Origin of the sequence: Streptomyces hyderabadensis (assembly GCF_020404845.1) — a bacterium.
Classification (GTDB): Bacteria; Actinomycetota; Actinomycetes; order Streptomycetales; family Streptomycetaceae; genus Streptomyces; species Streptomyces hyderabadensis.
Genome location: NZ_JAIOJZ010000035.1, coordinates 57405 through 76967, shown reverse-complemented (window position 1 = coordinate 76967; position 19563 = coordinate 57405). Strand labels below are relative to the sequence as shown.

The following is a 19563-nucleotide window of genomic DNA, read 5'->3' as shown; positions in this document are numbered from 1 at the left end:
CGGTCACGTCCGTACTGGTCACCCGGCGACTCCCGTTTCGTCCGTCCGTCGTGTCAGAGCGCGTCGGGTCCGCGCTCGCCGGTCCTGACCCGTACGGCCGTGTCGACCGGGACCGCCCAGACCTTGCCGTCGCCGATCTTGCCGGTGCGGGCCGCCTTGACCACCACGTCGATCAACTGCTCGGCGTCGTCGTCCTCGACCAGGACCTCGATGCGGATCTTGGGCACCAGGTCGACGGTGTACTCGGCACCCCGGTAGACCTCGGTGTGTCCGCGCTGGCGGCCGTAGCCGCTGGCCTCGGTGACGGTCAGGCCGTGGACCCCGAAGGCCTGGAGGGCCTCCTTGATCTCGTCGAGCCGGTGCGGCTTGACGACGGCGGTGATGAGCTTCATGCGTCCACCTTCTTGCTCGGGGCCGACGCGGCCGTGGCGGCGGCCGGCGTGGCGGTCGTCCGGGCGGCACCGCCGCCGGCGCCGCTGAAGTCGTATGCGGTCTCGGCGTGCTCGGCCTGGTCGATGCCGGCCACCTCGACGTCCTCCGACACTCGCATGCCGATCGTCTTGTCCAGCAGGAAGGCGAGGACCGCGGAGACGACGAGGGAGTAGGCGAGGACGCCGAAGACGCCCGCGCACTGCTTCCAGAACTGGTCGAGTCCGCCGCCGTAGAAGAGTCCTTCGACGTCCGACTGGCCCTTGCCGCTGGCGAAGAAGCCGATGAGCAGGGAGCCGAGGATGCCGCCGACGAGGTGGACGCCGACCACGTCGAGGGAGTCGTCGTAGCCGAACTTGTACTTCAGGCCGACGGCCATGGCGCACACCACTCCGGCGATGAGGCCGACGGCGATCGCGCCCAGCGGGGAGACGGCTCCGCCGGCCGGGGTGATCGCGACCAGGCCGGAGACGGCTCCGGAGGCCGCGCCCAGGGTGGTGAAGGCGCCGTGCCGGATCTTCTCGTAGGCGAGCCAGCCGAGGACGGCGGCGCCGGTGGCGACCTGGGTGTTGACGAACATCAGCGCGCCGACGCCGTCGTCGTTGCCGAGCCAGGAGCCCGCGTTGAAGCCGAACCAGCCGAACCACAGCAGGCCGGCGCCGAGCATGACCAGGGGCAGGCTGTGCGGGCGCATCGGGTCCTTCTTGAAGCCGACGCGCTTGCCGATGACGAGGATCACGCCGAGGGCCGCGGCACCGGCGTTGATGTGCACGGCCGTGCCGCCCGCGAAGTCGATCACGCCAAGTTCGAAGGCCCAGCCGCCGGCGCCCCACACCCAGTGGGCGACGGGGAAGTAGACGACGGTGACCCACAGGGCGATGAACAGCGCCCAGGCGGTGAACTTGACCCGGTCCGCGAGGGCGCCGCTGATCAGGGCGGGGGTGAGGACGGCGAACATCAGCTGGAAGACCAGGAACACGAAGACGGGGATGGTGTAGCCGTCCCACAGCTCGGTCAGGCCGATGTTGCTGAGTCCGACCCAGTCGGAGTTCCAGCCGACGATGCTGCCGGTGTCGGTGCCGAACGCCATGGAGAAGCCGTACAGCACCCACAGGACGGTGACGATGCCGAGGCTGATGAAGCTCATCATCAGCATGTTCAGGGTGCTTTTGACGCGGACCATGCCTCCGTAGAAGAAGGCCAGGGCCGGCGTCATGAGCATCACCAGGGCGGAGCAGATGAGCATGAAGCCTGTGTTGGCGGCGGAGAGCTCCGTCTCTGCCGCGAGCGTGATGGCTGGAGCCATCGGCGTCTCCTCGTCGTTGGTACGGCCCCGTGCGGGCGAAGCCTGGCGGGCGGGCGGTGAGGGGTGGGCCGGTTATGCGCCATGAGATTGGCGCAGCGCGGTTTCGGTGGAAGCCCCTCGTTGTTTCGCCGCCGTGACGAAGGCACGGTGCGTGTTACGCGTGGGTGAACGGCCGGGGGCGGTCGTTGCCGTGACCGGGCCGTCGGGACCGGTACGCAAGCCGGCCGCGGCGGCCTCCGAATGACCTGGCATGGGGGAGCCGAGTCGGGCAGTTCGGGAGGGCCGGCCGCGGCCGGGGCTGGTGGGGGTTCAAACCGCTTCGGCGGTCTCCGGCAGCTCGACGGCGAGCCGCTGGGTGAGGTCGACGACCTCCGCGAGGTCGCCGAAATCGCGTACGGCCGTGTCGACGGTCTTGCGGATGCGGGTGTTGACGCGTTCGGAGCGGACCTTCTTGGCGATGCCCATGGCCTCCATGGCCAGGACGGTGCTCTCCTCGGGTTCGCGGCGCAGCAGGTGGACGGTGGCCATGCCGATCAGGTTCAGCGCGTAGGAGCGCTGGTGTTCCTCGTCCTTGGCGAACAGCTCCACGGCCCGGCGCATCAGGGGGTCGGCGAGGGAGGCGTACGCGGGGCTGCGGCCGGCCACGTAGGCGAGGTCGCGGAAGGAGTGGCTGTTCTCCCCGTACAGCTCGGCCTCGGAGAAGAAGCGGATCCAGTCGGGGTCCGGCTCGTCCCACTCGTCGGCCTCGGCGAAGATGTCCTCGGCCATGCGCACCGCGCGCTTGGTGCGGCCGGGCTGGCCCATGTTGGCGTAGGCGCGGGCCTCCATCGCGTAGAGCATCGACTGGGTGCGGGGGCTGGCGCAGTCCCGGCTGCCGTACTGCGCGAGGTGGATCAGCTCCAGGGCGTCGTCGGGCCGGCCGAGGTGGATCATCTGGCGGCTCATGCTGGAGAGGATGTACGAGCCCAGCGGCCGGTCCCCCGCCTCCTTGGCGGCGTGCAGGGCGAGCACGAAGTACTTCTGGGCGGTGGGCTGCAGCCCCACGTCGTACGACATCCAGCCGGCCAGCTCGGCCAGCTCGGCGGCGACCTTGAAGAGCTTGGCGCGGGTGGTCTCGGTCTGGGGTTCCTGGAGCAGGTCGGTGACCTCGTGCAGCTGGCCGACCACGGCCTTGCGGCGCAGGCCGCCGCCGCACTGGGCGTCCCAGCGGCGGAACATCACGGCGGTCGACTCCAGCAGGTCCAGCTCCGGCCTGGACAGCCGCCCACGGGCGCGGCCGCCGGGTGCCGCGGTCTCCCGCCCGGCCGCGGACGGGGTGGCGGAGGGCGTGGGGACGAGCCAGCGCTGCATGGGTTCGATGAGGGACGGGCCCGCGGAGAGGGCCAGCGAGCTCCCGAGGAAGCCGCGCCGCGCCAGCATGAGGTCGCTGCGCGAGAACTCGCTGAGCAGGGCCACGGTCTGCGGGCCCGTCCAGGGGAGGTCGACGCCGGTGGCGGAGGGCGTGGGGCGGGTGGAGCGCAGGCCCAGGTCCTCGACGGAGACGACGACGCCGAAGCGTTCGGAGAACAGCTCGGACAGGATCCGCGGGATCGGCTCGCGCGGGTTCTCCCCGTCCAGCCAGCGGCGCACGCGCGAGGTGTCGGTGGAGATGTGGTTGGCGCCCAACTGGCGGGCGCGGCGGTTGACCTGGCGGGCCAGCTCGCCCTTGGACCAGCCGCTGCGGGCGAACCAGGAGGTGAGCAGCTCGTTCGGGCGTTTGTCCGCGTGCGACGCGCTCGCCGCGCTCGTACCGCTTCCGCCGTTGCCACTCACTGGAACGCCCCCATCCCTGAGACCATCTGTCGCCGAGTGCGCCAAGCCCTATCAGAATGCCGGTGGTCCGGGCCCTCCGTCCGGTGGTTGGCACCCTTCGAACGGAAAGCCCGGTTGCCTCCGGCATACCCACAAGTGCATGTGCCCCAAGGCTCCATGCACACAAAGTAGTCCTACGATCACTCGTCCAGCCATGGCGATTGCGGAATCGCCACCATTCGCCACCCCTTCGAATGAACTCGCGGTGGCCGGGACGCGATTCACTTGACATAGGCCAACCGGGAGTCGGTGCAACGGTGCACGCCGGGGCGTGCGCCGTCGGACGCACCACCCGGAGTGCTTCCGGACGCTGTCTGAACCGCGTCGGACTGGGGAGTTGGAAGCAGAGAGTCACGTTTCACGTCCGCTGCGTAACCGCCGCTGCGTCGGACCCGTTGGAGGGGGCATGGGCTTCACGATCGGCATCGGCAGCAGTCGTGGCATGCGCGAGATCCGGTCCGGTTCGCGCCGCCGCGGCCGCGCCTCGGAGTGCACCGTGGTGGCCGAGTACACGGGGCTGTGGGGCTGGGACGTGGTGCCGGGCGCCCGGACCGCCCAGGGCGCCTGCTCCTGCGGCCTGCCCGACTGCCCGGCGCCGGGCGCGCACCCGCTGGACTTCGCGCCCCCGGTGCCGGCCGGGGCGACCCTGGACGAGGCGAGCGAGGCCTGGGCCCGGTTCCCCGGCGCCGCGGTGATGCTGGCGGTGGGGCGGACCTTCGACGTGATCGAGGTGGCCGAGTCCGCCGGGTTGCGGGCGCTGGCCCGGCTGGAGCGCATGGGCCTCCCGCTCGGCCCGGTCGCGGCCACCCCGCAGGGCCGCGCCCACTTCTTCGTCGCCCCGGGCGCCGCCGCCGAGCTGCCCCGGCTGCTCTACCGCATGGGCTGGGACGACCCGTCCACCCTGGACCTGCGCGGCCTCGGCCCCGGTACGTACGTCACGGCCCCGCCCTCCGACCGCGGCGGCCGGGGCCCGGTGCGCTGGCTGCGGCCCCCCGCCCTGGACTCGGCCACCAGGCCCCCGGCGGCCCGGCTGCTCCTGGGCACCCTGGCGTACGTGGCCCACCGCTCCCGCGCGTAGCCACCCACCCGGCACTCCCGGGACCCGGGCCCCCGGCAGGCCCAGGTCCCGCCCGGACCCGCGGCTCCGGCTCCGGCTCCGGCTCCGGCTCCGGCTCCGGCCGGGAGCGTACGTAGCCCACCGGTCCCGGGCGCGGCCGCCCGCCCCGGCACGCCAGGGACCCCCGTACCCGAGCAGGCCCGTGCCCGCACGACCAGCACACCCACACGCCGCACACCCAACGCCTACCTACCCCGCCCTCGGCCCCGGCTCCGGCCCCGGCCCCGGCCGGGAGCGTCGCTGCCGCTCATCCGGCGGAGCCGCCGCGCGTCCTGGCGCCCGCCACTCGGCGGACACGGGCGGTGACAGCATTCACCGCGCCTCGCGCCCGCAACGCCCCCGCCCCACCACACGGCGAAGCGCCCGGCTCCCGGTCGGGGAGGCGGGCGCTTCTCGCGGGTGCGGGCGCGGGACGCCGGCAGCGGGCGTCACTCGCCGATGAGCGCATCCACGAAGGCCGCCGGCTCGAACGGCGCCAGGTCGTCCGCGCCCTCGCCGAGTCCGATCAGCTTGACCGGCACGCCCAGCTCACGCTGGACGGCGACCACGATGCCGCCCTTGGCCGTGCCGTCCAGCTTGGTGAGCACGATGCCGGTGATGTCGACGACCTCGGCGAAGACCCGGGCCTGGATCAGACCGTTCTGGCCGGTGGTGGCGTCGAGCACGAGCAGCACCTCGTCCAGCGGCGCGTGCTTCTCCACGACCCGCTTGACCTTGCCCAGCTCGTCCATGAGACCGGTCTTGGTGTGCAGGCGGCCGGCGGTGTCGATGAGCACGACGTCCGAGCCCATCTCCTTGCCCTCCTTGACCGCGTCGAAGGCGACGGAGGCGGGGTCGCCGCCCTCGGGCCCGCGCACGGTGTGGGCACCGACGCGCTCGCCCCAGGTCTGCAGCTGGTCGGCCGCGGCGGCGCGGAAGGTGTCGGCGGCGCCGAGGACGACGCTGCGGCCGTCGGCCACCAGGACGCGGGCGAGCTTGCCGGTGGTGGTGGTCTTGCCGGTGCCGTTCACCCCGACGACCATGACGATGCCGGGCTTGCTCGTGGCGGGCTCGGTCTTGACCTCGCGGTCCATGTCGGGGCCGACGAGGGTGATCAGCTCCTCCCGCAGCAGGGCGCGCAGCTCCTCGGGCGTACGGGTGCCGAGGACCTTCACCCGCTCGCGGAGCCGCTCCACCAGCTCCTGGGTGGGCTGCACGCCGACGTCGGCGGTGAGCAGCGTGTCCTCGATCTCCTCCCAGGTGTCGTCGTCGAGGTGCTCCCGGGACAGCAGGGTCAGCAGACCCTTGCCGAGGGCGTTCTGCGAGCGGGAGAGGCGGGCACGGAGCCGGACCAGTCGGCCGGCGGTAGGCTCGGGAACCTCGATCTGCGGGATCTCGAGCTCTTCGACGACGGGCGGCTCCTCGACGGTGGCGGTGCCGCCGTCCGGGAGGTCGACCTCCTCTATCGTCCGGCGCGTTTCGTCGCGCGGCGTCTCGGCCTCGTCGCCGACGTGCGGCTCGGCCGGAGGGGCGGTGATGTCGGGCGCGGCGGGGGGCGGCTCGGGCAGCTGCTTCTTGCGGCGGCTGCCGACGACCAGCCCGCCGAGCGCGCCGATCACGACCACGGCGATGACTACAGCAAGGATGACGATTTCCATAACGGGACCAGTATGCGTGACCCCCGGCGCGGCCCCCCGCCGATGGACGCTTGTGGTTTCCGCCAAAGGACAAAGGCCCCTGGAAGGAGCGAGTCGGAGCAAAGTACGATGGAGAAGGCTGCGTCAACGCGCGTAGAGTCCCGACCGCCCCCTCTTCCCCACGATCGAGGCACGGACCCCCCACATGAGCAAGACCGCCGAGAACGAAGGCGCCCTGGAGACCCGCGGCATCGAGCAGGTGCCGGACCACGAGCGCACCGCCCGGACCCGCGAGCTGTTCCCGACCTGGGTCGGCGCCAACATCAGCGTGCTGCTGCTCACGATGGGCGCGAGCCTCGTCGTGGCGTACCGGCTCAACTTCTGGCAGGCCCTGGTCGTCGCGGCCGCGGCGCCCGTCGTGTCGTACGGCCTGGTGGGTCTGATCGGCATCGCCGGCAAGCGCGGTGGCGCTCCCGGGATGGCGCTGTCCCGTGCCGTGTTCGGGCAGCGGGGCAATCTGCTGCCGGGTTCGCTGATCTGGGTCGCCCGCTGGGGCTGGGAGACGATCAACGCGGTGACCGGCGCCTATGCCGTGCTCACGGTGCTGGACATCGTCTTCGGCATACGTGCGAACAGCGTGCTGGACATGGTGACGCTGCTCGCCTTCGTCGTGGCGACGTTCGCGATCTCCGGGCTCGGCATCAACGCCGTGCAGAAGTGCAACAAGTACGCGGCGTACCTCTTCGGCGCCTTCTCGGTGCTGGTGCTTGGCTACCTGGTCGTCGACACCGACTGGTCCGCGGTGTTCGACCGGTCCGCCGGCTCGGTGGCCGCGATGATCACGGGCGTGGGTCTGATCGCGGCGGGCGGCGTCAGCTGGATCCCGTCCGCGCCGGACTTCACCCGGTACCTGCCGCGCACGGCCTCCTCGAAGGGGATCGTGGGGGTCACGGTCGGCGGCGCGGGCATCGTCGTCCTGCCGATGGTGCTGATGGGCGCGGTGATGGCGGTCTCGACGCCGGATCTGGCCTCGGCCGCCGACCCGGTCTCCTCCCTGGGCGAGATCCTGCCGACCTGGATCGCCGTGCCGTACCTGCTGATCGCGCTGATCGGCATGCTGCTGATCAACTCGATGTCGATGTACTCGGCGGGCTTCACCGCGCAGACCCTGGGCTTCAAGGTCCCGCGGCACTGGGCGGTCTCGGTGAACGCCGTGATCTCGCTGGTCTTCGGCGGCGTGCTGATGCTGGTGGCGACCAGCTTCATGGGCTCCTTCATCGCCTTCCTGTCGCTGCTCGCGGTGGCCTTCTCCGCCTGGGTCGGCGTGTTCGGCGCGGACATGCTGCGCGGCCGGGAGTACGACGGCGAGGCCCTGGCCGACACCGGCCGCACCAGCGCCTATTGGTACCGCGGCGGCTTCTCCCCCGCCGCCGTCGCCGCCTGGGCGGTGGGCCTGGCCGCCGGTCTGATGTTCACCACGTCCGACTGGTTCACCGGCCCGCTGGCCACGAACAACTTCGTCGGCGAGTACGGACTGGGCTGGGTGGCCACGATCGTGACCTCCGCCCTGCTGTACGCGCTGCTGCCGAAGCCGGCGCCGGTCGCCCCGGGCGCGCACGCGGAGCGGGCCGGGCAGCCCGAGGCCGAGGCCGTGACCGTCTGACGTACGCCGAACGACGCCCCTGCTCCCGAACACCCGGGAGCGGGGACGTCTTTCCGTGCCCGTCCCTTTCCCGGCCGCGCCGAAATGCCGTTGCCCGCCCGGCCGCGCAGTGCTTGTCTGCGCGCATGAGCCTCAGCATGGACGTGGTCGTCCGGGGTCCGAACGGGGAGTTCGACGTGCTCGACACTCCGGAGGGGGTCAACGACTCGGCCGGGTTCGAGAGCTGGCGCCAGAAGGTGTGGGGGTCACGAGCCGTGCGTTCGCTGGGCGCACGCTTCCTGCCGCTGCTCGACGGCGGCTGGATGGAGGTCGCGACGGAGGACCTGCCGCGGCTCCTCGACGAGATCCTCCTGCTGCGGGCCCGTCTGGACCGGATCGCCGCCGCGACGGGGGTGCACCCGGACGCGATCGGCCGCCGCCTGGACAACATCGAGGCGGCGGCCGAGCGCGCCCGGCTCATCGGCGCTCACGTCCTCATCTGGTGAACGGGACCCGGCACACCGCCGCCCCGCCCGGAGGAAGACCGGGCGGGGCGGCGGACGGTACGGGGAGAGGGGCAGCGGGGACTTGGCCCTCCTCCCCGGGTTCGGGGCGGGCGGGTCAGCCCATTTCCTCCAGGGCCTTGCCCTTCGTCTCCTTCACGAACCTCAGCACGAAGGGGATGGAGAGCGCGGCGAAGATCGTGTAGATCACGTAGGTGCCGGAGAGGTTCCAGTCGGCCAGCGACGGGAAGCTCGCGGTGATGGCCCAGTTGGCGATCCACTGCGCGGAGGCGGCCACACCCAGGGCGGCGGCGCGGATCCGGTTGGGGAACATCTCGCCGAGGAAGACCCAGACGACCACACCCCACGACAGTGCGAAGAAGAGGACGAAGACGTGGGCGGCGATCAGGGCGACCCAGCCCTGGGTGGCCGGGAGCTTGCCGTCGACCAGGTCGAAGGAGAAGGCCCAGGCCTCCAGCGCCAGGCCGATCACCATGCCGACGGAGCCGATCAGCGCGAGCGGCTTGCGGCCGACGCGGTCCACGAAGATCATCGCGATCACGGTGCCGATGATGTTGATGATCGACGTCGTGAACGAGTAGAAGAAGGAGTCCGTCGGGTCGACGCCGACCGACTGCCACAGCGTCGAGGAGTAGTAGAACGCGACGTTGATGCCGACGAACTGCTGGAAGACCGACAGGCCGATGCCGATCCAGACGATCGGCTTGAAGAAGAAGCTGCCGCCGAGCAGGTCCTTGAAGGAGGACTTCTCCTCGCGGTGCATGGCGTGTTCGATCTCGGTGATGCGGGCGTCGAAGTCGACGTCCTTGCCCTCGACCTCTTCGAGGATCTTCCGGGCGCGCTCGCGCTTGCCGACGGAGATCAGGAAGCGGGGGGACTCGGGGATGGCGAAGGACAGCAGTCCGTAGAGGACGGCCGGGATCACCATGACGCCGAGCATGACCTGCCAGGCCTCCAGGCCCATCAGCTCACCGCGCTGGTCACCGCCGGCGGCGTTCAGCAGCCCCCAGTTGACCAGCTGCGACACGGCGATGCCGATGACGATCGCGGCCTGCTGGAAGGAGCCGAGCCGGCCGCGGTAGGCGGGCGGGGACACCTCGGCGATGTAGGCGGGGCCGATCACCGAGGCCATGCCGATGGCGAAGCCGCCGATGATGCGCCACATGGCGAGGTCCCACAGCGCGAAGGGCAGTGCGGAGCCGACGGCGCTGACGGTGAAGAGGACCGCCGCGATCTGCATGCAGCGGATCCGGCCGATGCGGTCGGCGATGCGGCCCGCGGTCGCGGCGCCGATGGCGCAGCCGATCAGCGCGACGGCGATGACCTGGGCCAGCACCGCGGAGCCGACGTCGTAGCGGTCCCGGATGGCCTCGACGGCGCCGTTGATCACGGAACTGTCGTAGCCGAACAGGAAACCGCCCATCGCGGCCGCCGCCGCGATGAAGATGACGTGCCCGAGATGATCGGGGTGAGCCGTCCTGGCTCCTGATTGGGGTGCCTGCGATGTGCTGGCCACGTGTACTCCTCGGGCTACCGGCAACGCTGCCGGGGCGGTTCTCCCTTCGAGGTACCGGCGAAGGGACCTGAAGGTAAAAGCAACGTTGCAGAGACTATGCCTTCAAGTGTCGAAGTCAATAGGGCGACAGCTGTGAGTCTGAGGCAGTGAGAAGGTCGGAGGGCGAGTCCACTCGTTCAAGACTTGAAGTTATGGCTGGTCCGAGTCAGCGCAACCGCTGGCTGATGACCTTCGACACACCGTCGCCCTGCATGGACACGCCGTAGAGCGCGTCGGCGACCTCCATCGTGCGCTTCTGGTGCGTGATGACGATCAGCTGCGAGGCCTCCTGCAGCTCCTGCATGATCCGGATCAGCCGCTGCAGGTTGGTGTCGTCGAGCGCCGCCTCGACCTCGTCCATCACGTAGAACGGACTCGGCCGGGCCTTGAAGATCGACACCAGCATCGCCACCGCGGTCAGCGAGCGCTCCCCGCCGGAGAGCAGTGAGAGCCGCTTGACCTTTTTCCCCGGGGGCCGGGCCTCGACGTCCACACCCGTGGTGAGCATGTTGTCGGGGTCGGTCAGGATCAGCCGCCCCTCACCGCCCGGGAACAGCCTGCCGAAGACGCCCTCGAACTCCCGGGCCGTGTCCCGGAAGGCCTCGGTGAAGACCTGCTCGACGCGCTCGTCGACCTCCTTGACGACCTGGAGCAGGTCGGCGCGGGTCTTCTTCAGGTCCTCCAGCTGCTCGCTGAGGAACTGGTGCCGCTCCTCCAGCGCCGCGAACTCCTCCAGGGCCAGCGGATTGACCTTGCCGAGCTGCTGGTAGGCGCGCTCGGCGGCCTTCAGCCGCTTCTCCTGCTCGGCGCGGACGAACGGCCGCGGGCGGTTGCGCGGGTGCTCCGGGTCCTCGGGGAGCACCTCCCCCTCGGCGGGGGGCGAGGGCGGCACCTCTTGATGGGGGCCGTACTCGGCCGCGAGCCCCGCCGGTTCCACACCGAGTTCCTCCAGCGCCTTGGTCTCCAGCTGCTCGATCCGCAGCCGCTTCTCGGCGCCGAGTACCTCGCCCCGGTGAACTGAATCCGTCAACTTGTCCAGCTCCGCCTTGAGGTCGCGTCCGGCGGTGCGCGCGGCGGTCAGTTCCTGCTCGCGCCGGGCCTTGGCCGCCTCGGCGACGGTGCGCTCCTGGTCGGCGCGGGTCAGCGAGACCTCGACGTGGGCGAGCAGCTGCCGGGCGCCGGCGGCGACCGCCTCGGCGACGGCCGCCTCGTGCCGCAGCCTGGCCCGCCGCTGTTCGGCACGCGCGCGTGCCTCGCGTTCGGCGCGGGCGGCCCGGTCCAGGGAGTCGGCCCGTCCGGCGAGTCCCTTGACCCGCTCCTCGTGGGTACGGACCTGGAGGCGGGCCTCCATCTCGGTCTGGCGGGCGTTGGCCCCGTCGGCGGCAAGCCGGTCGCGGGCGGCGGTGTCGGGCTCCTCCTCGACCGGCATCTCCTCGGCGACGGCCAGCCGCTCGGCCAGTTCCTCGACCTCCATGAGCGCCTTGTCCAGCGCCTCCTGCGCCCGGGCGGCAGCGGCGGTGGACCGTTCCGCCTCCCCGGCGGCGCCGCGCGCCTGTCCGGCCAGCCGGCCCAGCTGCTGGGCGACGGACGACTTCTCCCGGTCGGCGGCCCGGCGCCGCTCCCCCAGCTCCTCGACGAGCGCCGCGCACTCCCGGCGCCGTGCGGCGGCCGCGTCCTGCGCCGCCGCCAGCTCCTCGCACCGCACGCCCAGCTCCGCCAGCTCGGCGGCGGCCTGGTCCACGGACGCCTGCACCTCCAGGAGGCTGGGCGCGCCGGCGGACCCGCCCTGCGCGAAGTGGGCGCCCAGCAGGTCCCCCTCCGCGGTGACGGCGGTCAGCCCGGGGCGGGCGTAGACGAGGTCCTCGGCGTCCTCCAGGGTGGCGACGACGACGATCCCGCGCAGCAGCCGACGTACGGCGGGCATCAGGTCGGCGGGCCCGTGGACCAGGTCCGCGGCGTACGGCGGCCCGTCCTCGCGCGCGTCGCGCATGCCGTCCGGTACGTCGTCGGGGGCGCCGGCCAGCAGCAGGGCGGCGCGGCCCGCGTCCTGCTTGCGCAGCAGGCGGATGGCGTCGGCGGCGGCCGCCGGGGAGGTCACCGCGAGGGCGTCGGCGGCGGCGCCGAAGGCGGTGGCCAGGGCGGCTTCGTGACCCGGAGTCACGGTGAGGAGTCCGGCGGCGGGGCCGAGCAGGCCGGTGAGCCGGTCCTTGGCGGCGAGCAGTGCGCCGGTGCCGTCCTTGCGGCGCAGGCCCAGGGCGAGGGCCTCGTGCCGGGCCTGCGTGGCGGCGCGCTCGCGTTCCGCCGCGGTGGCCGCCTCGCGCGCCGCGCTCAGGGCGGTCTCCGCCTCGGTGAGTGCCTGCCGGGCGGCGTCGTGCCGCTCGGCCAGTTCCCGGTCGTCGGCGTCGAGTCCGTCGACCTCGGCCTGGAGGGTTTCGTACTCCTCCTGGGCGGCGGCGGCCCGCTCGCGCGACGCGTCGCGGGCCTCGGCCAGGCGCTCGATCTCGGCCTGGGCGGAGGCGGCGCGGGACCGGGCGGCGCCGACCTGGCCGCTCAGCCGGGCCAGGCCCTCGCGGCGGTCGGCGATGGCCCGGGCGGCGTCCTTGAGGCGGCGCTCCTCCACGGCCAGTTCGCGTTCGAGGTCGGCGCGGTGCGCGACCGTGTCCTCCAGGGCGTGTTCGGCCGCCTCCAGGGCCGCTTCGAGTTCGGCCTCCTGCTCGCGGACGCGGGCGGCCTCGCGCTCCAGTTCCTCCGGGTCGCGGCCGCGGCGCTCCTCGGGCGGCGCGGAGGTGGCGCTCTTCACGCGCGCGTCGGCCAGCGAGATCGTGCCGCGCACCCGTTCGGCGAGCTGGGACAGCTCGTACCAGGTCTGCTGGGCGCGCTGGAGGCGCGGGGTGAGGCGGCGCACCTCGTCCTCCAGGTCCGCCTCGCGGCGCAGCGCCCGGCCCAGCTCCTGCTCGGCGGCGTCCTTGCGTTCCTTGAGCGCGGCCTCGTCGGCGATCTCGGCCTGCAGCGCTTCGCGCATCCGTACCAGGTCGTCGGCGAGGAGCCGCAGCCGGGCGTCCCGCAGGTCGGCCTGGATGACGGCGGCCCGACGGGCGACGGCGGCCTGGCGCCCGAGGGGCTTGAGCTGGCGCCGCAGCTCGTCGGTGAGGTCCTGCACGCGCGCGAGGTTGGCCTGCATCGCGTCCAGTTTCCGCAGCGCCTTCTCCTTGCGCTTGCGGTGCTTGAGGACGCCGGCGGCCTCCTCGATGAAGGCCCGGCGGCCCATCGGGTCGGCGTGCAGGACGGAGTCGAGCTGGCCCTGTCCGACGATGACGTGCATCTCGCGGCCGATGCCGGAGTCGGAGAGCAGTTCCTGGATGTCCAGGAGGCGGCAGGTGTCGCCGTTGATCTGGTACTCGCTGCCGCCGTTGCGGAACATGATCCGCGTGATGGTGACCTCGGCGTACTCGATGGGCAGGGCCCCGTCGGAGTTGTCGATGGTCAGCGACACCTCGGCCCGGCCGAGCGGCGGGCGGCCGGTGGTGCCGGCGAAGATGACGTCCTCCATCTTGCCGCCGCGCAGCGACTTGGCGCCCTGTTCGCCCATGACCCAGCTGAGCGCGTCGACGACGTTGGACTTGCCCGAGCCGTTGGGGCCGACGACACAGGTGATGCCCGGCTCGAACCGGAGCGTGGTCGCCGAGGCGAACGACTTGAACCCTCTCAGGGTCAGGGCCTTCAGGTGCACGTCGTCGGACTCTACCTCTCGGGTGTGTCTCACTCCACGAACCGGTGAACCGTCGCGGTTTCACCGGTGAACGTGCAGGGCACATCAGACGTTGAAGAGGGTGAAAGGTTGCGCGGGGACGGACACACGACGGGCGGGGCCGCGGCGAGACGGGGGGCGGGAAAGAAAGAAGGGACGCCGAAGCGTCCCTTGCAGACTCTGACACCTGAGCGGTTGTACGGGCGGGCCCAACCACTGCCGTGCCGTGGTGGAGCGATGCAGTGATCAGGTGAGCGCAGGCTCCGCCTGGTGTGCGTCAACGCTCTCCATGCTCTCCATGATCCTGTCGTGAGAAGCGGCAGCCGCCAGCGCGTCCTTCTCCGCCTGGATTCGTCCGAGCTCGGATTCCAGGTCCTGGACGCGCTGCTGGAGCCGTCGCATCTCGGCGAGGAGTCGAGGGTCGGAGCCGCCGACGTAACCGAGAAGCGCCTTTGCCATGATGGATGGTCCTCCACAATGAGTGACCGACCGAAGCGGTGTGGGTCGTGAGGGAATCGCACCCGCGGTGCTTGGCACTATGGAGTTTTCACTGCCGTTCAACCATGCCAAACAGCTAAGGTGCGCGGGGCTTTCAGCGTCTCACCAAAAAGTTTGACGGTCAACACGATCACGCCCCGTATTGGCGGGCGCCCGGGGGCATGCGGCCGGGAAGCGGCGGCGCTGCGACTCCTGCGGGCCCCTGGGGGCGCGGCGATCATTCTGCGTCCGGAGCCTGCCACGAGCGGCCGTCCTTGGCAACCACCTGCCCGTTTTCGCCCGGGCCACCCCTGCGGGGCGGGTCCTGTCCGGCGTCCGCGGGCCCCTGCACGGAGGGCCGTCAGCGGATGGCGAAGCCGTCGTAGCCCCCGCGGGGTGTGTCCCAGATCTCGGTGACTCCGTCCACGCGTCCGGGCGTGTCGTCGCCGTGCAGCCACTCCAGCAGGCGCTCGCAGCGCTCGCGCGGGCCCTCCGCGACGACCTGGACGCGACCGTCGCCCAAATTGAGAGCAAAACCACTCATCCCGCCGAGTTCCAGCGCCCTGGCCCGCGTGAACCAGCGGAATCCCACGCCCTGGACCTGTCCGCGCACCCACGCGACCAGCCGTACATCCTCGTTCATGGCTGCAAGCTAACCAGTCAATGTCCCGCGGGACACTTCACCCCCTGGCGCCATGCGGTACCGTCCCGACCCAATGAATCCCATACGAAACTCACCCGATCGTGTGGGTTTCGTATTGATCATGAGTGCAGTCGACCGCAGGGCAAGCCCAGCGCGAGGACGAGGACGAGGAAGGCCAGGACATGGGACGCCACCGACGCTCCGCCGCCGGCCGCGCCGCCACGGGCCGCGCCGCGGGGGGCCACGAGACGGACGGCACGACGACGGGACGAGGCAGCGACCCGCTGAGGCGGGACGCCGGCGAGGCGCCCACGATGGGCATCGCCCCCTATCTGAACCCCGAGGCGTACGCCGAGGTCCGCGCCAAGAGCGACGCCTACCTGTTCGCGGCCGGACCGGACGGCCCTGACGGACCGGACGGCGAAGGCCCGCAGGCCGGCCGCACCGTCGCGTTCCCCAGCGGGGGATACACGCCCGACGGCGGCTCGCAGCCCGGCGGAGGGCGCCGGCGCCGCCGGAAGAGGGCGGCCACCCCCGTCCGCACCGGTCTGCTCGGGGTGTCCGCCGCGGTCGCCATCGGCACGGTGGCGGTGGCCACGGGCGTGGTGCCGGGCCTCGACAACTACCGGCTCGGCGGCGGCAGCGGCGGAGGCGACCGGGTGCACGCCCAGGACGTCCCGACGAACAGCCCGTCCCAGCAGGGCGGCACCTCGGGCAGCGCCGACAGCGGCCGTGGCGACGACGCCGCCACGAGCCGCGGCACCGACCGGTCCTCCTCGCCGTCCCGGTCCTCCCAGTCCCCGTCGAAGGAGGCGCCCGCCAAGGACTCCCCGTCCGCCCCGTCCTCTTCGTCCGCCGCGCCATCCTCTCCGTCCTCCCCCTCCGCCTCGGCACCGGCCTCGAAGCCCGCCGCCCCGGCCGGGACACCGTCGAAGACCAAGAAGCCGAAGACGACGCCGAGCAGCAAGCCGAAGCCCACGCCCTCGCGCCCGGCCACCGAGGAGCCCGCGACGCCCGGCGCGTCCGCCGCCGTCTCCGAGCAGGCCGTCGCGCAGGCGCAGGTGATCAAGCTGGTCAACGACGAACGGGCCAAGGTCGGCTGCAGCCCGGTGGCCGCGAACAGCGCCCTGCGCGAACTGGCCGAGGACTTCAGCACGGCCATGGCGACCCAGGGCTTCTTCGACCACACCGACCCCGGCGGCGCCACCCCCTGGGACCGGGCGGCGGCAGCCGGCATATCCGGTCTCGGCGGCGAGAACATAGCCCGCGGCCAGGCCGACGCCCAGGCCGTGATGGACGCCTGGATGAACAGCCCCGACCACCGCGCCAACATCCTGAACTGCGACTTCAAGACCATCGGCGTCGGTGTCCACTTCGGCTCCGGCGGCCCCTGGTGGACACAGGACTTCGGCTACTGACCATCCCGGACCCTGCCGCCCCGGCGCGGGTCCCGGCGCTGTCCCCCGGTCAGCGCGGTCTGCGGGGTGGCGCTGTGCTCACGTACGCTGGACGCATGTCGACCACGCAGGAGCGCACGGCGGAGCAGGAGCTGCCGTACGACGTGTTCTCGCGGGCCTGTCCCTCGCGCGGCACCCTGGAGCACGTCACCGGGCGCTGGGGCGCGCTGACGCTCGGCGCGCTGTACGAGGGCTCCTTCCGGTTCAACGAGCTGCGCCGCCGGGTGGACGGCGTCAGCGAGAAGATGCTGGCCCAGACCCTGCACGCGCTGGAGCGCGACGGGCTGGTGCACCGCGAGGCCCAGCCGACCAACCCGCCGCGCGTGGACTACGAGCTGACCGCGCTGGGCCGTGAGGTGGCCGGGCGGCTGAAGGCGCTCATCCAGTGCCTGGAGGGGCGGATGGACGAGGTGCTGGCGTCGCGGGAGCGGTACGACGCACAGCGGATGCCTACGGCGTGACCCTCGGCGCCCGCTGGCACTTCGGGCAGTAGTAGCTGGACCGGTTCATCCACGGCCGGCGGCGCATCGGGGTGGCGCAGCGGCGGCAGGGCAGGCCCTCTCGGCCGTACGCGTCGAGGGAGCGTTCGAAGTAGCCGGACTCGCCGTTGATGTTGACGTACAGGCTGTCGAAGCTGGTGCCGCCCACGGCGAGGGCCGCGTTCATGACGTCCCTGACGTGGCCGAGGAGTTCGGTGGTGCGGGGGCGGGTGAGGGTCGCCGTGGGGCGTTCGTAGTGCAGGCGGGCGCGCCACAGGGCCTCGTCGGCGTAGATGTTGCCGACGCCGCTGATCAGGGACTGGTCGAGCAGGGCCCGTTTGATGGTGGTGCGCTTGCGGCGCAGGGCGCGGTGGAACGCCTCGTCGTCGAAGAGGGGGTCCAGCGGGTCGCGGGCGATGTGCGCGATGACGTCGGGCAGTCCGTCGGCGGACGTCTCGTGCAGGGAGAGGCCGCCGAAGGTGCGCTGGTCGACGAAGCGGAGTTCGGTGCCGAGGTCGTCGGCGAAGCGGACCCGGATGCGCAGGTGCTTCTCGGCGGGGACCTCGTGCGGCTGGACCAGGAGCTGGCCGCTCATGCCGAGGTGGGCGAGGACCGCCTGGTCGGTGTCCTCCAGGGGCAGCCACAGGTACTTGCCGCGGCGGCTGGGGGTGCCGATGCGGTGGCCGCCCAGGCGGTGGGCGAAGTCGTCGGGTCCGGCGAGGTGCCGGCGGACCGCGCGCGGGTGCAGCACCTCGGCGTCGGCGACGGTCCGGTGGGCGACCCAGCGCGCGAGTCCGCGCCGTACGACCTCCACCTCGGGCAACTCGGGCATGGCGTTCCCCTCCGGGGTGGGCCGGGCGTGGACGGGCGACGACGCCCGCCCCGGGGCGGGGCGGGCGTGCGGATCGTGCGGTGGGTGGTCAGGCGGAGGCGGACGCCTCGTCGGGGTCCGCGTCGACGGCGTTGGCCGTCGCCTTGGCGCGCTCGTCCGCCGCGGCCCGGATGGACCGCCACGCGGATTCCGCGGCCTGCTGCTCCGCCTCCTTCTTGCTGCGGCCGGTGCCGGTGCCGTACGAGACGCCTCCGACGCGGGCGGCAGCAGTGAAGGTCTTCTCGTGGTCGGGGCCGGTCTCCGTGACCAGGTACTCGGGAACGCCGAGCCCTTCGGTCGCGGTGAGTTCCTGGAGGCTGGTCTTCCAGTCCAGGCCGGCGCCGAGGTTGGAGGACTTCTCGATCAGCGGGTCGAACAGGCGGTGCACCAGTTCGGAGGCCGCGTCGAGGCCCTGGTCGAGATAGACCGCGCCGATCACCGCTTCGAGGGTGTCGGCGAGGATGGACGCCTTGTCCCGGCCGCCCGTGCCCTCTTCACCGCGGCCGAGCCGGATGAAGGAGCCGAGTTCGAGCCCGCGGCCCACCTCCGCCAGCGCACGCGAGTTGACCACCGCGGCCCGCAGCTTGGCCAGCTGGCCCTCGGGCAGGTCGGGGTGGGTGCGGTACAGCGTGTCCGTGACGACGAGGCCGAGGACGGAGTCACCGAGGAACTCCAGCCGCTCGTTCGTCGGCAGACCGCCGTTCTCGTACGCGTAGGAACGGTGGGTCAGTGCACGCACCAGAAGGGCGGACTCGAGCTGATAGCCGAGCCGCCCTTCCAGAAGCGTGTGGGACGAGGCCTGGGTGTCCGCCGGAGCACCCCCGCGGCGGCGGGGACTGGTGGCTTCGGACTCTGCCACCTTCTTGGTAGTGGACACAGTGCCTCTCACCAGCCGCTCAGACCTCGAGGACCTGGCGCTTGTTGTAAGTGCCGCAAGACGGGCACGCGATGTGCTGCTGCTTGGGCTCGTGGCAGCGCTCGCACGCAACCAGGGTGGGGACCGCAGCCTTCCACTGCGACCGGCGGTGGCGCGTGTTGCTGCGCGACATCTTCCGCTTCGGAACAGCCACGGCTACTTCTCCTGCTTCTCGGCGGCGTCCGCGGATTCTGGCCCGTCGCCGCTCATCTCGTCCTTCTCGCCGTCTCCGAGTGAACCGGCGAGTCCCTGCAATGCCGCCCAACGGATGTCGACGGCGTCGTGGTGGTGGTCCGGGTCGTCCGACAGGCGGGCTCCGCACTCGGAGCACAGACCCTGGCAGTCCTCCCGGCACACCGGCTGCATCGGCAGTGCGAGCACCACCGCGTCGCGCAGCACGGGTTCGAGGCCGATCAGTCCGTCCTCGACGAAGAGCCGGTCCTCGTCGTCCTCGGCGTCGTCGCCCGGTTCCGCCACGGGGCGGCCACGGTCGTCGGCGTCAGGGTACGAGAACAGCTCCTGGAAGTCCGCTTCGAGCTGCTGCTCGACCGGCTCCAGACACCTTACGCACTCCCCCTCGGCCCTGGCACGGGCGGTGCCCGTGACGAGCACCCCTTCCATGACCGACTCGAGCCGGAGATCCAGCTCCACCGGGGCGCCTTCCGGCACTCCGATGACCCCCTGGAGACCGAAGTCCCGGGGAGCGTCGACCGTGCGGGTCAGGCGCTGGAGCGCACCGGGCCGCCGTCCCAGCTCGTGCGTGTCGAACACGAGGGGGTCGCGGTGGTCGAGGCGCGCGTTCAGAACCATTCCTGCTTTCGGTCTTCGTGAGGTGGGGGCGCTGCCCTTCGGTGTTCCCGGGCAGCGGCGATCGCGGACGTACGCGCGACCGAAGAGCCAGGATACTGGACCATTCGCTCTCGGCCCAATCC

Annotated in this window: 17 protein-coding genes; 5 read left to right on the top strand and 12 right to left on the bottom strand. The window is 71.9% G+C overall.

Translation table 11 applies throughout. From position 1 onward, the window contains the following. Positions 1-53: 53 nt before the first annotated feature. The 3 genes from K7854_RS24925 to nsdA all read right to left on the bottom strand — a co-directional run bounded on the left by K7854_RS24925 (position 54) and on the right by nsdA (position 3547). Complete coding sequence (locus K7854_RS24925; protein WP_003973409.1) at positions 54-392, bottom strand: P-II family nitrogen regulator; 339 nt, start codon at positions 390-392, stop codon at positions 54-56. Next, complete coding sequence (locus K7854_RS24920; RefSeq protein WP_226028779.1) at positions 389-1735, bottom strand: ammonium transporter; 1347 nt, start codon at positions 1733-1735, stop codon at positions 389-391. Before K7854_RS24920 ends, K7854_RS24925 begins: the two co-directional genes overlap by 4 nt. A 309-nt stretch (positions 1736-2044) precedes the next feature. Continuing rightward, positions 2045-3547: a transcriptional repressor NsdA gene (gene nsdA / locus K7854_RS24915; RefSeq protein WP_226028778.1), complete on the bottom strand. Its 1503-nt coding sequence runs from the start codon at positions 3545-3547 to the stop codon at positions 2045-2047. Between the two features lie 445 nt (positions 3548-3992). Between nsdA and K7854_RS24910 the strand changes: the two genes are divergently transcribed. After that, the gene (locus K7854_RS24910; protein ID WP_226028777.1) at positions 3993-4664 is read left to right on the top strand and encodes a bifunctional DNA primase/polymerase; all 672 of its coding nucleotides are present in this window, start codon (positions 3993-3995) and stop codon (positions 4662-4664) included. A 467-nt stretch (positions 4665-5131) separates the two neighbouring features. On the opposite strand, the gene ftsY is transcribed toward K7854_RS24910, so the two are convergent. Next, positions 5132-6340 (bottom strand): signal recognition particle-docking protein FtsY, encoded by a 1209-nt coding sequence (ftsY, locus tag K7854_RS24905; RefSeq protein WP_226028776.1) that lies wholly within the window; start codon positions 6338-6340, stop codon positions 5132-5134. A gap of 184 nt (positions 6341-6524) precedes the next feature. Between ftsY and K7854_RS24900 the strand changes: the two genes are divergently transcribed. Both K7854_RS24900 and K7854_RS24895 read left to right on the top strand, forming a co-directional pair. Then, the gene (locus K7854_RS24900) at positions 6525-7982 is read left to right on the top strand and encodes a cytosine permease (RefSeq protein WP_226028775.1); all 1458 of its coding nucleotides are present in this window, start codon (positions 6525-6527) and stop codon (positions 7980-7982) included. Positions 7983-8107: 125 nt separating this feature from the next. Then, positions 8108-8467 (top strand): hypothetical protein, encoded by a 360-nt coding sequence (locus K7854_RS24895; RefSeq protein ID WP_226028774.1) that lies wholly within the window; start codon positions 8108-8110, stop codon positions 8465-8467. A gap of 115 nt (positions 8468-8582) precedes the next feature. Here K7854_RS24895 and K7854_RS24890 read toward each other — a convergent pair whose 3' ends face one another. From K7854_RS24890 to K7854_RS24875, 4 genes are all read right to left on the bottom strand, one after another. Next, positions 8583-10001 carry a sugar porter family MFS transporter gene (locus K7854_RS24890; protein WP_226028773.1) on the bottom strand — a complete coding sequence of 473 codons (1419 nt, stop codon included), beginning with the start codon at positions 9999-10001 and terminating at the stop codon, positions 8583-8585. 205 nt (positions 10002-10206) lie between these two features. Next, a complete protein-coding gene (smc, locus tag K7854_RS24885; RefSeq protein ID WP_226028772.1) occupies positions 10207-13770 on the bottom strand; it encodes a chromosome segregation protein SMC in 3564 nt (1187 codons plus the stop codon). 264 nt (positions 13771-14034) lie between these two features. Then, complete coding sequence (locus tag K7854_RS24880; protein ID WP_030188592.1) at positions 14035-14247, bottom strand: hypothetical protein; 213 nt, start codon at positions 14245-14247, stop codon at positions 14035-14037. A gap of 379 nt (positions 14248-14626) precedes the next feature. Further along, positions 14627-14908, bottom strand: coding sequence for an acylphosphatase (locus tag K7854_RS24875; protein WP_226028771.1), 282 nt, complete (start codon positions 14906-14908; stop codon positions 14627-14629). 182 nt (positions 14909-15090) lie between these two features. On the opposite strand from K7854_RS24875, the gene K7854_RS24870 reads away from it, so the two are divergent. Next, positions 15091-16326, top strand: a complete 1236-nt coding sequence (locus K7854_RS24870) for a CAP domain-containing protein (protein ID WP_226028782.1) — start codon at positions 15091-15093, stop codon at positions 16324-16326. A 95-nt stretch (positions 16327-16421) separates the two neighbouring features. Continuing rightward, complete coding sequence (locus tag K7854_RS24865) at positions 16422-16826, top strand: winged helix-turn-helix transcriptional regulator (protein WP_226028770.1); 405 nt, start codon at positions 16422-16424, stop codon at positions 16824-16826. Here the strand turns inward: K7854_RS24865 and mutM are convergent. The 4 genes from mutM to K7854_RS24845 all read right to left on the bottom strand — a co-directional run bounded on the left by mutM (position 16816) and on the right by K7854_RS24845 (position 19441). Then, on the bottom strand, positions 16816-17676 hold the full coding sequence (mutM, locus tag K7854_RS24860) for a bifunctional DNA-formamidopyrimidine glycosylase/DNA-(apurinic or apyrimidinic site) lyase (RefSeq protein WP_226028769.1): 861 nt from the start codon (positions 17674-17676) through the stop codon (positions 16816-16818). The genes K7854_RS24865 and mutM overlap by 11 nt on opposite strands. Positions 17677-17764: 88 nt before the next feature. Next, positions 17765-18604 (bottom strand): ribonuclease III, encoded by an 840-nt coding sequence (rnc, locus tag K7854_RS24855; protein ID WP_226028768.1) that lies wholly within the window; start codon positions 18602-18604, stop codon positions 17765-17767. 7 nt (positions 18605-18611) lie between these two features. Then, on the bottom strand, positions 18612-18785 hold the full coding sequence (gene rpmF, locus K7854_RS24850) for a 50S ribosomal protein L32 (protein ID WP_003951102.1): 174 nt from the start codon (positions 18783-18785) through the stop codon (positions 18612-18614). A 2-nt stretch (positions 18786-18787) separates the two neighbouring features. Further along, positions 18788-19441, bottom strand: coding sequence for a YceD family protein (locus tag K7854_RS24845; protein WP_226028767.1), 654 nt, complete (start codon positions 19439-19441; stop codon positions 18788-18790). Positions 19442-19563 lie beyond the last annotated feature (122 nt).